We start from the raw sequence: 13,979 nt of genomic DNA, 5'->3' as shown, positions 1-13,979 counted from the left end.
GATGGCGCGCTGCCGGGCAATCAGCCGCGCTTGTTGCGACGGGTGAATGCCAGGCCAGCCAGCGCCAGACCCATCAGGGCAACGCTGCTTGGCTCAGGCACTTCAGCAGCGAATCCGCTGACGCGCAGGTTATTCACGTTCACGCTCAGGCCTTTGTCCAGACCCAGGGTACGAACGCCGATCGTGTTGAACGACGTCAGGTTCGAGTTACCGGTTGCCTTCAGGTCGGCGCCGGTCAGCGATGCCTTTTCAGCAGCCGTGGCATTGAGCCACATGTCGAAGCGGTTGTAGGTCGTCGAGCCAGCGGCCTTGTACAGGTTCGCGAAGATGTTGTAGGTGGTGCCTGCAACCAGATTGCTGTTGTTCATGAAAGGACCGCTCTCGCCACCCAGGCGTGCGAACAGGTCGTTGGTGCAGCTGCCACCCGTGCCGCAGTTTGCCTTGAAGCCGACGTTCGGACCTTTGTAGGCTTGGGCCATGTTGTTCGAATTGCCGAACCACAGAGCCAGGAAATCGTTGTTGTCGACCGTGGCGCCCGTGTAGGTGAAGTTGAAGTCGATCAGCACGCTGCCGCTCTGCGCTGCCGGCAACACATTGGTGTAGGCGGTGTTGCTGTCCGATTTGAAGGTCAGCGTAGCAGGAATGGTAGCGGCCGAAGCAGCACCAGCAGTCAGCGAAAGGGCCAGCAGAGCGATATTACGGATCATTGTTGTTTTCCTAGTAGATCAAAGTTTGTACAGCACGACCCTCCTATAAGCAAACTTGATGCCAGCCAAGTGCTTACCATAAAAATCAATGACTTATTTGATCAGAGTCAATGCTCTGCTGCAATGGTGTAAATCTATTCGACAAGCATACGGCGCTTCCCTGATGGTTGGCGCGGCTGGCTGACTTATAATATCGGCCTGTCCGTTCACCGCTTTTCTTCTTTATCGCCATGTCCTCCGCACAACAGTACGTCAACATCGCCGCCTACAAATTTGTCACGCTCGACGATCTGGAAACCTTGCGTCCGCAGTACCAGGCGCTGTGCAATGAGCTTGCCCTGAAGGGCACGGTGCTGCTCACGCCGGAAGGCATCAATATGTTCCTGTCGGGTACACGCGAGCACATCGACACGTACCTGGACTGGGTGCGCAGCGACGCCCGCCTGGCCGACCTGACGTGGAAAGAAAGCCTGTCGACCGAACAGTCGCACAAGCGCATGCTGGTCAAGATCAAGAAAGAAATCATCACGATGCGCATGCCGCTGATCAAGCCCGAACTGGGCCGCGCGCCGGCGGTCGATCCCGTCACGCTCAAGCGCTGGCTCGACCAGGGCCACGATGACGATGGCGTCGAGGTCGTGATGATGGAAACGCGCAATGCCTTCGAAGTCGACGTCGGCACCTTCGAGAACACGCTCGACTACCGCATCGACAAGTTCACCGAGTTTCCCGAGGTCGCGGCGCAGCATCGGGATGAACTGGCCGGCAAGACGGTCGTGACCTTCTGCACCGGTGGCATCCGCTGCGAAAAAGCGGCGATCCACATGAAGGAAATCGGCTACGAGCGCGTGTACCAGCTCGAGGGTGGCATCCTGAAGTACTTCGAGGACGTCGGCGGCGCGCACTACACGGGCGACTGCTTCGTGTTCGACTACCGCACCGCACTCAATCCGAAGCTCGAGCCGACTGAAACCGTGCAGTGCTTCGCCTGCCGCGCGATCGTGACGCCGCGTCAGCAACTCGCGCCGAGCTATGTGTATGGCGTGTCGTGCCCGCACTGCATCGGCAGCAGCAGCAGCAGCGACACCAGCCCGGCAGCAGCCGGCGAGGCCGCGGCCTGATTCACACCAGCGGCGCGACGCCGACCAGGCCCACATCCTCGATGGCAGTGCCGTCGGCGGCCACGATGCGTGCAATCCACGCATCGACCACGATCGGGTCCACTGCATCGAGCGCGCTCGTGGCATCCTTGACGGTGGCGAGAAATTCCATCGCCAGCTTGCCCCCCGCATCGTTGCCATAGGCTGCCACTTCGCCTGGCGTATCGAGGCGCAGCGTGAAGGCCGTGGCGGCAGCCGCCTTGCCATTGAAGATGAGCGCGTCGGTGCCAACCGCCGCTTCCGAGATTTGCTTGACCGCATCGTCGATTGTGATGACGCCACGGTCCATCAGGCTGGCCCAGTAATCGACGCCGGCGGCTTCTGCTTCGCGCCCGAACAGGTGATCGTAGATTTTGGTGACCACGGTGCGGCTGTTCATATGGCTGTAGTTGTCGCGGTATTCTTCTGCCGCGGCAAACGATCGCGAGATATCGGCCAGCGTGGCCGCACCGCTGCCGAGCGTATTCACCCAATACTCGAGCCCGGCGGTATCGGCCGGACGGCCAAAGTAGGCAACATATAGTTGTTGGACTCCGACTGCATTGACGGCCATATTGAGGCTCTCCCAGGCTAATAATAAAATGATACTACTCTAGCCAGGCCCGGGAGTCATCATGATTGTCAGCGCACACAACAGCCCGCCGGGGCGGGCTGGCGCTACGCCTTGAGCGTTGCCTTTGCCTCGTGACGCGCTGCCCCGTAACTGCGGCGCATGCGCAGGAACGGCTCTTCGATGATGTGATAGCTGAGCGTGGCCAGGGCCCAGGTGGCACCATACGTCACGGTGAGCATGAATACCACATCCAGCCAGCCGATACCGAACGGGCGCACCGTGCCGACCTGTGTTGCCAGCGTATGCAATAGCGCCATATGGAGCAGATAGAACGAGAAGCTGATCTTGCCGCCGTGGGCCAGCACGCGCTCGACAAGCGCCGGCAGACGCAGCGCAAGCGAGGTCCAGGCCAGGATCACCAACGCCCAGCCCGCGCTTTCAATAAGAGACCAGATAATCCAGAACGCCGAATGTGGATTGCTGCCGAAACTGGCCACGCGGTGCATCAGCGCCGTATCCCACATCACCAGCGCCACGCTGGCCAGCATGAGCAACGGCGCAAAGCGACGCAATTGCGTCGTGTAACGCGCATACGCCATGGCGGCGATCATGCCGATAATGAACTGGTCGAAGCGGCCGACAAACGTGCTGAAATACATGAGCGTGCTATTGGTATTGACGGTGAAAGCGGCTGCCTTGAAGAACAGCAGCAAAACCAGCCACCCGGCCAGATAGCGCATGCCGCTGTCCATCGCGAAGCGCGCAAGAAACGGAAACACCAGATAGAACAGGAACTCGAGCGAAATCGTCCAGGCGGCCCCGGTGATCGCCGTGCCGGAGGTCGGCGCCAGGCCCAGGTTGGTCGCGAACAGGTAGAGCAGATCGGCCGGCTGAAACTTGTCACGACCGATCGAGGTAGCGACCAGGAAGATCACGAGATACAGCGGCAGGATGCGCAGGATGCGGTTGCGCAGGAAGTCCGCATACACAATCTGACGCTGGTGCAGCGCGATCAGCATGAACAGGAAGCCCGACAATGTGAAGAACAGGCCGACGCCGGTATGACCTTCAATGATCAGGGCGCCCCATGAGCTGCTCAGGCCGGTGCCGCCCAGGCCGCGGTATTCGAGATGAAAGTGGAACAGAAAAACGAGGGTGGCTGCCAACCAGCGCAGCTGGTCAATGCGTGGGTTGTACTGGATATTCAGCGACTGCATGCCATGCCTCTTTATCAAAGACAATATTGTAGCGGTAGCGCTCCTGGGATAGTTTGGTATTTTATGGTCACCTTACCGGGCTGGACTTATAATATTGCCCTGTGTCTCTTTGCTATCCAACCATGCCGGCCACTGTAACGCAGCATTCTCACAGGCCATTGGCGCGCCTGAATGCGTGAACAATCCCGACACTAACCGGCATGGCGCTTTCAGTCGCGTGCGATAACCTCTACCGATCATGTCCCGACTTGAAACATGGCTTGCATGGATTCTGCTAGCTGTAGCCATTTCACTGCTGCATCTGCGCATCGTGCTGCAAAGCGATATCCTTTTCTATGACGACCTGCTGAATGATTTAATCGTCCATGGCGGCGCGTGGAGCAACTGGAAATTCAGTGCGGCGCCGGGATTTTTTCCTGACCTCGCGTTATATGCCGTGGGATTTTTTGTTTTTCCGGATGTGCCTTCCCGCATTCTGTTCGTCTCTGCCATGCAGGCGGTCGCACTGGCACTGTTGTCCATCGCATTGGTACGGCGACTGACCCGGCACGGATTGCGCCGCAACGATGCGCAGGTCGTGCTGGCCGTCGCCTTCGCCACACTGGTGTCGGCGCAGTCGGGCATGTGGCTCTACTTCCAGACGACCAACAACCATTTTGGCGCAGTCCTGTTCGGCCTGCTGGGAACGATGCTGGCACTGCGCCTCGCGCGTCAGTCGTCGTGGCCGCATGCGCTCGCATTGCTGGTCGTGGTCGGCGCGGCGGGCGTGTCATCCAGGCTCTTCGTTCTCACCTTCACCCTGCCCTGCCTGGCCGTGGCAGCAATGGCGCTGTTGCTGACGCGCCGCACTGAACGAAGCGCCCTGCGCCAGCAGCGCACTGCGACACTGGCGCGCCTGATCGCCGTCCTCGCGGGCGGCCAGGTATTGGCCATGCTCCTCGAGCATCTGCTGATCCATCACATTCCGGTTGAGGCCAGGCCGCCGTTGTCGGTCGAGTCGATATCGGCCTCACTGACCTTCCTGACCAGGGCGACGGTCGCCGCCTTTGACCACGACAATGTCGCGACGCTGCTCCTTGCGCTGCTGCTGTCCGGCTGCCTGCTGTATCTGCTGTATCTGCTGTACCTGCGGCTGAGCCGGAAAATCCACCACGACCATGCCGCCACCGCTCCCGCGCCGATCCGGACCGATGCCGTCGACAGCGACATCCAGGCCGTTGGCGCCCTGCTCTGCGTTTCCCTGCCGCTCACCATTGCCGGCGCCGTGTTTTCCGGCGCGATCGTCGACAATGCGGGTTATCGCTATCTGGCATTTCCTCTCGTGCTTGCGGTACTGCTGGCTCTCGTTCATGCCAACCGACGCGCGTGCCGCCTCTGGTGGGCGCACCGGGTGTGGGTAGCGGGCGCTGCCCTCGTTGCCGGCAACGCGGCCTGGCTTGCGTACCAGGCGCCACAGCCTGGCGCACCGTCCACTGCCGTCGCGCAGTGCGTGGCCGCAGCCGGCGCAGAAGGTTTCCCGCTGCAAGCCGGCATTGCCGATTACTGGAATGCGCGTGCAGTGAGCTATCAACTGCCTGACCGTAACCCGATTATCGCCACATTGCGCGATGTGAGCCCCTTGTTCTGGGTGTCGACGCTCGGCCCCCTGTCAAACCCGGACCGCTATCCTGGATACCATTATAATTTTGCAATATTGCGGCGTCCGGGCGGTGGCGATCAGTTCGATTACACCCCGGAGACGATCGGGCGCCTGCTGCCCCGGCCGGCCCGTATCCGGACCTGCCCGGATGGCGTCACCCAACTGTGGCTATATAACGATGCAGAATTGCACACGGTAGTGCAGGCAGCGATCACCACGTTCATGCAACAAAGAAAAAATACTCCATGAGCTCTCCCGGCACCGAACGAATTCTTGTTTTTATTCCGGCCTACCGCTGCGCGGCCCAGATCACGCGCGTCATCGACCAGTTCGACGCACAGGTCCAGCACCGCATCGATACCGTCATGGTGGTCGACAACCGCTCACCCGACGACACGCTTGAAGCGGCGATCGCACAGGCGCGCTCGCGCATCACCGGTTGCCAGTTCATCGCATGGCGCAACGATGACAACTATGGCCTGGGCGGCTCGCACAAGGCCGCTTTCCGCTACGCGATCGAACACGGCTACACCCACCTCGTCGTCCTGCACGGCGACGACCAGGCCGATATCCGCGACCTGCTGCCCCTGCTCGACAGCGGCGCCCATCGCGACCATGACTGCCTGCTTGGCGCCCGTTTCATGCCGGGCAGCCGGCTGGTCGGCTACTCGCTGACGCGCTCCTGGGGCAACCGCGTGTTCAATCTGCTGTTTTCGCTGGCCGTGCGCGGCCGGGTGCGCGACCTCGGCTCGGGATTGAACATGTACCGCCTGAAGGCGTTCGAGCAGTTCTACTACCTGACCTTCCCGGACGACCTCACGTTCAACTACATGATGTTGTTGAGCAGCTACGCTCGCCGCCACCGAATCCGGTATTTCCCGATCAGCTGGCGTGAGGAAGACCAACGTTCGAACGTGCGGATGGTGTCGCAGTCCTTCAGGGTCCTCGGGCTGCTGGCGTCGTTCATGATCGACCGTACGCGCTTTCTGGCCAGGGATGTACGCGAACGGGTGCGGGCGGCGTACCCTGGAACAATCGTGCACCGGCACGGCGCCGAATGAGCGCATCCCTGCGCGTCTACCTGTGCCTGCTCGCTTCGCTGGCGCTGGGCTGGCTGGTGCTGCAGCTGCGCACCACTGGCGCCGGCTGGCCTGAACCGGACCTGTTACTGGCCGGCGCAATCGCCTTGTACGTGGGATCGCATGGCGTACGCATGCTGCGGCTGGGCCTGCTGACACTCGATCAGCGCGACAAGGCGCTGGCGCTGGTCTGCGCGCATGCGCTGACCGCGTTTCCCAGCGCGCTGATCCCGTTCAAGATCGGCGAAATATTACGGCTGGCCGCGTTCCGTCACGTGTTCGGGCAATGGGGCAAGGCGCTCGCTGTCTGGCTGGCCGAGCGTTTCGGCGACGTTCTCGTGCTCGCCGCCTGCATCCTGGCGCTGTATCTGCTCGATGTGCGCCTGCCGGAATCGATGCGCTGGGTATTTTTGCTGTTCGTCCTCACCAGCGTGTTCGGCCTGCTCGGCCTGTTCGCAGTGGCCACCACCTTCGTCTACCTGAACCGGCACCTCGTGCTGGCCAGTCATAGCACACGCGGCCTGCGCCTGCTCAGGGCAAGCCACGCCGTGCGCCATCTCGAACTGAACATCCAGCGCTCGGTGGAAGGCAGGATGAGCGGCCTGCTGCTGCTGTCGATCCTGACCTGGGCCCTGGAGATTGCCGCTTTTGCGCTGTTCGCCCACCGTTTCGCCGACAATGCGCCCGATGCCGGCGCGATGTTCGCGTCGGGACTGCTGGCGAGCCTGCCGGGTGGCGCGGCCGGTGCCGGCGCCTTCGGCATGATTCAAACGTTCGCCCTGGCCGCCCTGACGCTGGCGTTCCTGGCGGCCCTGTTACTGGCACTGCGCCTGCGTATCGAAAGACCCTGACATGCGTCATTCATCCCAGAATATTGTTCTCGTCCTGGACGATCGGGAGAGCACCAGCGATGAGGTACGCAGCCTGGTAGGCCACCGGCGCTACGGCAGCATCATCCTCAAACGCCAGGCGCTGAGCGACCGGTTCAAGGCAGCGCTCCCTGCCTGGTGCGCGACGCGCCTGTTCCATCTGCGCAATGCAGACGACCTGCCAGCACTGCGCGCAAGCCTGGAAAGCAGCGGCCATGACACCGTGCTGTGCGTGATCGCCGGGCGCGCCGGGTTCAGTGATCCCGAACGGCTGCGCCAGCTGTGCGAACGTATTCCGTACGCCGAGGAAGACTTCACCGATCGCCTGTACAAGCCGCTGCTCGTATTCATGCGCAACCCGCATCGCCTGGTGGAACAGTGGGAGGCGTTTTGTGCTGCGCCGCTGCACCAGTGGGGGCAAGCGTGGCAGAGCAGCCAGCGCCTGCAATCGTTGCAGCCCCTCGACCTGGCGAACATCCGCGACTTTTTGACGTTCATGCATGGCGCGACACCGGCACGCCATTTCAATGCGCTGTCGGCCGATGCCCATTATTTCACCAAGAGCTCCGCCGACCGCGACAAGATGCGTGCCGAGTACACGTTCTATCAGCTGGTGCCGGAGTCGATGCAGTCGTGGCTGGTGCAGCCGTTCGATTTCCGCGAAGACCGCAATGGCGCATCGTATCGCATGCTGCGCTATTACCTTGCAGACGCAGCCTTGCAGTGGGTCCACGGCGCCTTCGACGCGGAAAGCTTCGAGGCATTCATCGAGCGACTGCTGTTTGTCTTGAACGAACGCCCGCGCCGGCCGTGCACGAAGGCTGCATCGGCGGCCGCCGCGCGCACGCTGTTCGTGGACAAGCTCACTGCGCGTTGCGCACAATTCCTGGATTCGGCCGAAGGCAAGCGCATCAACATGCTGGCGGCCAGCGCATCGCCGGCGCTCGACCTTGAGCGCCAGCTTGCGCGTTTTCGTGGCCTGTACGAACGTCTTGCGCGCGGTTTCGAGAGCGATTACATGGCGGTGGGACACGGCGATCCGTGTTTCTCGAACATACTCTATGACCAGCAGCGTTATCTGCTGAAGCTGATCGACCCGAAGGGCGCAACGACCGAGGCCGATTTGTGGACGCACCCGCTGTATGACATATGCAAGGTGTCGCACAGCGTGCTGGGTGACTACGATTTCATCAACAGCGGGCTGTACCGTGTAGGTTTTACGGACAGCAACGATCTGCTGCTGCACCTGGAACACACCAACCATCCCGCGCTCAAGCAGCAGTTCCTGCGCCAGCTGCGCAAGCTCGGTATCGACCCCAGAGTGGTGCGCCTCGGCGAGGCGTCCCTGTTCCTGTCGATGCTGCCGCTGCACAGCGATCATCCCAACAAGGTCATGGCCTTCATGCTGCGCGCCAGACAGATTCTCGACGAGGTTGAACATGACAAAGCAAGCTGACTCAGGTACCACGATCGTGATCACCATGGCAGGTCGCGGCTCGCGCTTTCGCGAGGTGGGTTATACCGTGCCCAAATACGAGATCGTCGTGCACGGGCACAGCCTGTTTTATTGGTCGATGCTGTCGCTGAAAAATTTCATCGGGCCGCGCACCCGGGTGGTATTCGTCAGCCTGGCCGAGAATGCATCGGCCCCCTACATCCGCGAACAGTGCGCCGCACTGGGCATCGACGACCTGCGCATCATTGAACTCGACGCGCTGACCGATGGACAGGCGACGAGCGCCCTGGCGTCGCGTTCGTTGTGGCTCGGCGACGACAGCCCGCTACTGATCTACAACATCGATACCTTCGTGCAGCCATTCGCCTGGACGCCACAGCATATCCGCGCCGGATCGGACGGGTGGATACCGTGCTTCCAGGTCGCGGGCGACCACTGGAGCTTCGTCAAGATCAACGGGGATGGCTGGGCGACCGACGTGGCCGAGAAGCAGCGCATTTCCGACTATGCGTCGGTCGGGCTGTACTGGTTTGCGCGCGCCGGCGATTTTGTACGCGCCTACGATGCATTCTTCGCCGACCCGGCCAACCTGGTGCGTGGCGAACGCTATGTCGCGCCGCTGTATCGGCAACTGCTGGCCGACGGTGCACGGGTCTCGATTGCCGACCTGAATCCCGCTGACGTCCACGCGCTCGGCACGCCAGCGGAAGTGACGGCATTCAGCGCGGCGTCCGCGCCGCCAGCCGCTTCTGACAGCCATTGAAAGACTGTAAGCGGTGGCGCTCAGGCGCCACCGATGCCTGACGCGCCCCTGGCGCGCCTGGTTACTGGAAAAACGCTGCGATCTCTCGCACCGCTTCCGGCGCCATCGTGCCGGACGCTGCGCGTAGACGCATCAGCCCCACGAGGTAGGAATAGCGCGCCTGGGCCAGATCGCGCCGGGTCGTGACCAGCTGCGACTGGGCATTGAGCAGGTCGAGATTGATGCGGACCCCGCCCTTGATGCTTTGCTCGGTGGCCTTGACCAGCTCCTGGCCCGACTCTGCCGCCTTGGCAAGGGCATCGATCTTGCGGCCACTGCTCTGGACCAGGTCGTAGGCCCTGCGTAATTCGACCATGATCTCGTTGGTACGCGCATCGAGCTCTGCCTGCGAGCGGCCATAGCTGGCTGCCGCCTGACGCGTCTGGGCATTGATCGCGCCACCCGAATAGATCGGGATATTGACCTGAATGCCGAGCGTACGGTTGGTCGTTTCCTGGCCCAGCACATTGATCGTCTCGCTCAGATTCTTGCTGTACGACGCAACAAAATCGACGCGTGGCAGGTGACCGGCCTTGTTGCGGCCGATCTCCAGGCGCGAGTTTTCTACCGCCAGCCGCAGGGCCGCCAGCGTATTGTTCTGGCGCAGCGCCAGTTTCTGCCAGTCTTCATACGTCGCAACGTCGAGCGTCACCGGGCGGAAGTTCGCGCCGATCTGCCTGAGCGTGCCCGGATCCATGCCGATCACACCGGCCAGCGTGTTGCGTACCGAGGTCACATTATCCTGCGCCTCGACCAGGCTGGCTTCGGCCACGTCGAGCCTGGCCTGGGTTTCCAGCATGTCGGTGCGGGTGCCCTCGCCTTTCTCGAACAGGTACTGGTTCACCTTTTGTTGCTCGGCATTCATATCGCGCTGGGCGATCGCCAATGCCAGCTGGTCTTCGGCGAACAGCGCGTCCATGTAGGCGCTGACCGCGCGCACCGATACCTCGTCGATGCCGGCCTCGTAGGCCTGCTCCGCTTGGGCACTCTGCACCTTGCCCTGCCGATAGCGCTGCACCGCGTCCATATTGAACAGCGACTGGCGCAGCTGCACGACCGACGAGCGCCCCAGATATTGCGGGTGATCGAGCTGGAGCCGGCCGTTCTGGGTGTACTGGCGATCCACCCGGTTCTTGTTGACGGTATGGCTGGCCGAAATATTCGGCAGCAACTGGGAGCGACCGAGGATCTGGTTTTCCTTGCCGCTCTCGTTTTCGAAATAGCGCATACGGAAGACCGGGTCGTTCTTGAGAGCGGCCTGGTAGGCTTCTTCAAGTGTGAGGGCCGAGGCGCTGCCAGCAGCGCACACACCGGCGGCAAGCAGGGCTCGGGCCATGAGGCTGCGGAAATGGAACTTGGTTACAGGCGCCATTGCTTATTCCTCGCTCAGTGCCGAGTGGGCACGGTCCATGATTGGCTTGAACAGGTAACTCATCATGGTACGTTCGCCGGTCTTCACGAACAACTCGACCGGCATGCCGGAGCGAATGTCCATTTTGTGTTCGGCGATCATCTTCTCGCCCTTCGGTGTCACCTTCACGTGCACCTTGTAGTACGGGTTACCGGTACGCTCCTCGACACTGCGGTCGGCAGAAATATGCGTGATTTCGCCATCGATATGCGGAGTCTTGTTGACGTTAAAGGCAGAGAAAATCAGCTCGACCGGCAAGCCCGAATGAACCTTGTCCACCAGGTTGGTTGCCAGTTGTCCTTCGACGATCAGGGGTGCATTGCTCGGCACGATATCCATCATCTTGAACCCGGGTTGCACCACCCCGCCATTGGTAAAGACCGCCAGGCCCACCACGGTGCCATTGACCGGTGCCTTGACCTCAACATTCGACAGTTCGAAACGCTGTGCCTGAAGACGCGCGCCCTGTGCTTCGACTTCTTTCTGGTACTCGGACAACTGGCCACGAACTTCCTTCTGATAGTCCTGCATGCGCTGCGAACGACGCATGGTGAGTTCGATGACCTGACGCTGGGAGCGACCGATATTGCCGATGTCTTCCGAAATTTGACCGCCTAGCTGGGCATAGGTCCGCTCCAGATCAAGCAAACGGTTACGTGCGACGTAACCATCCTTAGCCAGGTCGCGCATGCCGCCGAGCTGCTCCTTCAAGAAATTGACCTGCTCTTTCTTGCTGTCGCGCGACTCCTGCAACCCTGTAATCTGCATCTTCAGGCCGGCAATGCTGGCATCCAGGCCAGACAACTCATTCTGCAGCGAACCCTGGCGCGACATCAGAAACTGCCGCTGCACCGTCATGAGTTCAACAACGCGCGGGTCGGACTGACGCTTTTCCAGCTCTGGCGGGAATTTGATAGTGCTCGATCCGTCGCGTTCAGCCGAAAGTCGGGCGATATTGGCCAGCGCCGACAGGTATTGTGCGTCGGTAATGTCGACCGCGGACCTGGCCATGACCGGGTTCATGCGCACCAGCACCTGACCAGCTTTCACGACATCACCGTCGCGCACCAGCAACTCCTGCACCGTGCCACCACTCTGGTGTTGAACAGCCTGGCGATTCGACTCGGACGCGACTGTGCCGGACAAGGGCACACCCTTGTCGAGTGGCGCCAGGAACGCCCATAGCAGGAAGCCGCCGAAGCCGGCCAGCACAATGAGCCAGCCGATGCGGGTAAACGCACGTGCATCCGTGTTGACTTCGAGCGGCGTCGCATCATGGGTGATGACTTCCGCTGCATCTTTCTTGGCAAGTTTCATGAATTTAACCTTCCGTACCGGTCGGTGCAGCTGCACCGGTTTGCTGCGCCTGCAGTTGCGCTTGTTGCGCCTGCAAAGCCTTCGTGTTCACTTCCTGCAACGCCGCCAACACCTGCTGCGTGGGCCCGAACATGTGCAACGCACCGTCGCGCATCAACAGCAACTTGGTCGTCGCACTGATAATGCTGGTCCGGTGGGTGATCAGGACAATCGTCTTGCCGCGTTGACGCAGGTCCTTCACCGCTGTGACCAGTGCCAGCTCGCCCGCTTCGTCCAGGTTCGAGTTCGGTTCATCCAGCACGATCAAGGCAGGGTCGCCATACATTGCGCGCGCCAGGCCCAGCCGTTGCCGCTGGCCGCCAGACAGGCCACCGCCGCCATCGCCGAGCCGGGTGTCGTAACCTTCGGGGAAGTGCAGGATCATGTCATGCACACCAGCGCGCTTGGCGGCTTCGACCACTTTTTCAGCATCCACGTCGCCAAAACGGGCAATGTTTTCGCTGACGGTACCGCCAAACAATTCAATATCCTGCGGCAGGTAACCCATGTGCGGGCCAAGTTCAGCCTTGTTCCAGCTATAGATATCGGCGCCATCCAGACGCACCTTGCCCATCATTGCTGGCCATACGCCAACCAGCAACCGCGCCAGCGTCGACTTGCCGGAACCGCTCGGTCCGATTACGCCAAGCACGTCCCCGGGAAGGATGCCAAAAGAGACGTTCTTGACGATTGGATTGCGCATCCCGGGCGGCGCCGCAGTGACGCCTTCCAGCGTCAGGTTGCCGCTTGGCTTGGGCAGCGCCATGCCGGCCTCGCGTTTCGGGTTCGTCTCGAGCAGTTTGGTCAGGCGCTCGTGCGCACTGCGGGTGGTTGCCCAGCTCTTCCAGACACCGATCACTTGCTGCACCGGCTGCATTGTGCGACCGAGCAGGATCGATGCGGCGATCATCATACCGGCCGTGATTTTGTGGTCAATCACCAGCAGGGCACCCAGGCCCAGCACCAGCGACTGCATCGAGGTCTGCACGAACTTGGTCGCGGCGCCAATGCTGCCGGCCTTCTGGCTTGCCTCTGCCTGCAGGTTCAAAAACTTGCCATGCAATTTGAACCAGCGCCCCATCAAGTTAGGCAACATGCCCATCGATTCGATGACCTCTGCATTGCGCAGGTTGTTGGTGGCCAGCGTGCTGGCCGAAATCGCCATAGTGTTGGCTTCATTCAACGGCTTCTTGGTGATGCGCTCGTTCACCACCGCCAGGATCACCAGGATAATGGTGCCGCCCAAGGCAAACAGACCCAGCATCGGGTCGAACATGAAAATCACCAACAAATAGATTGGGAACCAGGGGGCATCAAAGAACGCGAACAATGCATTGCCCGTCAAAAACTGACGCAAGGTGGTCAAGTCGTTCAGGGCCTGACCGGCATTCGCACCCGCCTGCTTCAGGTTCTGCTCGAATGATGCGGTGTACACGCGCTTGTTCATCATCATGTCGAAGCGTGCACCCACACGCACCAGAATGAAAGAGCGGATGACCTCCAGTGCGCCCATGAACAGGTAGGCCCCCAGCATGATCAGCGTCAGCATGAGTAGCGTGATCTCGTTGCGGCTTGCCAGTACGCGGTCGTAAACCTGCAGCATGTACAGGGATGGCACCAGCATCAGAAGATTGATAATGGCGCTGAAGACACCAATCGTGATAAAGGTGCGCTTGAAAGCGCGAAGCGCCTGGCCAATTTCGGTTTTGTCGTCTAAGAGTTTCATGAAT

General features: G+C 60.9%; 12 protein-coding genes. 6 read left to right on the top strand and 6 right to left on the bottom strand.

Features of this window, described 5'->3' with window-relative positions:
- Nucleotides 1-20: 20 nt before the first annotated feature.
- Nucleotides 21-707, bottom strand: a complete 687-nt coding sequence (locus HD842_RS19610; RefSeq protein ID WP_183556420.1) for a PEP-CTERM sorting domain-containing protein — start codon at nt 705-707, stop codon at nt 21-23.
- A gap of 230 nt (nt 708-937) precedes the next feature.
- Here HD842_RS19610 and HD842_RS19605 point away from each other — a divergent pair, with 230 nt between their 5' ends.
- Entirely contained in the window at nt 938-1,828 is an 891-nt protein-coding gene (locus HD842_RS19605) for a sulfurtransferase (RefSeq protein ID WP_183556419.1), read from the top strand.
- A 1-nt stretch (nt 1,829) separates the two neighbouring features.
- Here HD842_RS19605 and HD842_RS19600 read toward each other — a convergent pair whose 3' ends face one another.
- Together HD842_RS19600 and HD842_RS19595 are read right to left on the bottom strand one after the other, a co-directional pair.
- Entirely contained in the window at nt 1,830-2,420 is a 591-nt protein-coding gene (locus HD842_RS19600) for a DUF4214 domain-containing protein (RefSeq protein WP_183556418.1), read from the bottom strand.
- Between the two features lie 104 nt (nt 2,421-2,524).
- The gene (locus tag HD842_RS19595) at nt 2,525-3,637 is read right to left on the bottom strand and encodes an acyltransferase family protein (RefSeq protein ID WP_183556417.1); all 1,113 of its coding nucleotides are present in this window, start codon (nt 3,635-3,637) and stop codon (nt 2,525-2,527) included.
- A gap of 238 nt (nt 3,638-3,875) precedes the next feature.
- On the opposite strand from HD842_RS19595, the gene HD842_RS19590 reads away from it, so the two are divergent.
- Genes HD842_RS19590 through HD842_RS19570 form a run of 5 tightly spaced genes read left to right on the top strand, consistent with a single transcriptional unit; the run spans nt 3,876 to nt 9,443 of the window.
- The gene (locus tag HD842_RS19590; RefSeq protein ID WP_183556416.1) at nt 3,876-5,525 is read left to right on the top strand and encodes a hypothetical protein; all 1,650 of its coding nucleotides are present in this window, start codon (nt 3,876-3,878) and stop codon (nt 5,523-5,525) included.
- The gene (locus tag HD842_RS19585) at nt 5,522-6,337 is read left to right on the top strand and encodes a glycosyltransferase family 2 protein (RefSeq protein WP_183556415.1); all 816 of its coding nucleotides are present in this window, start codon (nt 5,522-5,524) and stop codon (nt 6,335-6,337) included. Before HD842_RS19590 ends, HD842_RS19585 begins: the two co-directional genes overlap by 4 nt.
- Nucleotides 6,334-7,206 carry a lysylphosphatidylglycerol synthase domain-containing protein gene (locus HD842_RS19580; protein ID WP_183556414.1) on the top strand — a complete coding sequence of 291 codons (873 nt, stop codon included), beginning with the start codon at nt 6,334-6,336 and terminating at the stop codon, nt 7,204-7,206. The genes HD842_RS19585 and HD842_RS19580 overlap by 4 nt, the downstream gene beginning before the upstream one ends.
- Nucleotide 7,207: 1 nt before the next feature.
- Complete coding sequence (locus HD842_RS19575) at nt 7,208-8,680, top strand: hypothetical protein (protein WP_183556413.1); 1,473 nt, start codon at nt 7,208-7,210, stop codon at nt 8,678-8,680.
- Nucleotides 8,664-9,443 (top strand): glycosyltransferase family 2 protein, encoded by a 780-nt coding sequence (locus HD842_RS19570; RefSeq protein WP_183556412.1) that lies wholly within the window; start codon nt 8,664-8,666, stop codon nt 9,441-9,443. The genes HD842_RS19575 and HD842_RS19570 overlap by 17 nt, the downstream gene beginning before the upstream one ends.
- A 61-nt stretch (nt 9,444-9,504) precedes the next feature.
- Here HD842_RS19570 and HD842_RS19565 read toward each other — a convergent pair whose 3' ends face one another.
- From HD842_RS19565 to HD842_RS19555, 3 genes are read right to left on the bottom strand one after another with little or no spacing between them, the layout of a single operon-like run.
- A complete protein-coding gene (locus tag HD842_RS19565; RefSeq protein ID WP_183556411.1) occupies nt 9,505-10,854 on the bottom strand; it encodes a TolC family outer membrane protein in 1,350 nt (449 codons plus the stop codon).
- A 3-nt stretch (nt 10,855-10,857) separates the two neighbouring features.
- Nucleotides 10,858-12,210, bottom strand: coding sequence for an HlyD family type I secretion periplasmic adaptor subunit (locus HD842_RS19560; protein WP_183556410.1), 1,353 nt, complete (start codon nt 12,208-12,210; stop codon nt 10,858-10,860).
- 4 nt (nt 12,211-12,214) lie between these two features.
- Nucleotides 12,215-13,975 (bottom strand): type I secretion system permease/ATPase, encoded by a 1,761-nt coding sequence (locus HD842_RS19555; protein ID WP_183556409.1) that lies wholly within the window; start codon nt 13,973-13,975, stop codon nt 12,215-12,217.
- Nucleotides 13,976-13,979: the final 4 nt, after the last annotated feature.

The organism is Massilia aurea, assembly GCF_014200505.1.
Lineage (GTDB): Bacteria > Pseudomonadota > Gammaproteobacteria > Burkholderiales > Burkholderiaceae_D > Telluria > Telluria aurea_B.
Note: the sequence above shows the minus strand (reverse complement) of the source record. Positions and strands in the feature narration are given on the sequence as shown.

What these genes read in the sequence shown, in the direction of transcription:
- HD842_RS19570 (WP_183556412.1), top strand. Translation starts at nt 8,664, where the DNA reads ATGACAAAGCAAGCTGACTCAGGTACCACGATCGTGATCACCATGGCA.
- HD842_RS19610 (WP_183556420.1), bottom strand. Translation starts at nt 707, where the DNA reads ATGATCCGTAATATCGCTCTGCTGGCCCTTTCGCTGACTGCTGGTGCT.
- HD842_RS19600 (WP_183556418.1), bottom strand. Translation starts at nt 2,420, where the DNA reads ATGGCCGTCAATGCAGTCGGAGTCCAACAACTATATGTTGCCTACTTT.
- HD842_RS19575 (WP_183556413.1), top strand. Translation starts at nt 7,208, where the DNA reads ATGCGTCATTCATCCCAGAATATTGTTCTCGTCCTGGACGATCGGGAG.
- HD842_RS19595 (WP_183556417.1), bottom strand. Translation starts at nt 3,637, where the DNA reads ATGCAGTCGCTGAATATCCAGTACAACCCACGCATTGACCAGCTGCGC.
- HD842_RS19585 (WP_183556415.1), top strand. Translation starts at nt 5,522, where the DNA reads ATGAGCTCTCCCGGCACCGAACGAATTCTTGTTTTTATTCCGGCCTAC.
- HD842_RS19590 (WP_183556416.1), top strand. Translation starts at nt 3,876, where the DNA reads ATGTCCCGACTTGAAACATGGCTTGCATGGATTCTGCTAGCTGTAGCC.
- HD842_RS19565 (WP_183556411.1), bottom strand. Translation starts at nt 10,854, where the DNA reads ATGGCGCCTGTAACCAAGTTCCATTTCCGCAGCCTCATGGCCCGAGCC.
- HD842_RS19555 (WP_183556409.1), bottom strand. Translation starts at nt 13,975, where the DNA reads ATGAAACTCTTAGACGACAAAACCGAAATTGGCCAGGCGCTTCGCGCT.
- HD842_RS19580 (WP_183556414.1), top strand. Translation starts at nt 6,334, where the DNA reads ATGAGCGCATCCCTGCGCGTCTACCTGTGCCTGCTCGCTTCGCTGGCG.
- HD842_RS19605 (WP_183556419.1), top strand. Translation starts at nt 938, where the DNA reads ATGTCCTCCGCACAACAGTACGTCAACATCGCCGCCTACAAATTTGTC.
- HD842_RS19560 (WP_183556410.1), bottom strand. Translation starts at nt 12,210, where the DNA reads ATGAAACTTGCCAAGAAAGATGCAGCGGAAGTCATCACCCATGATGCG.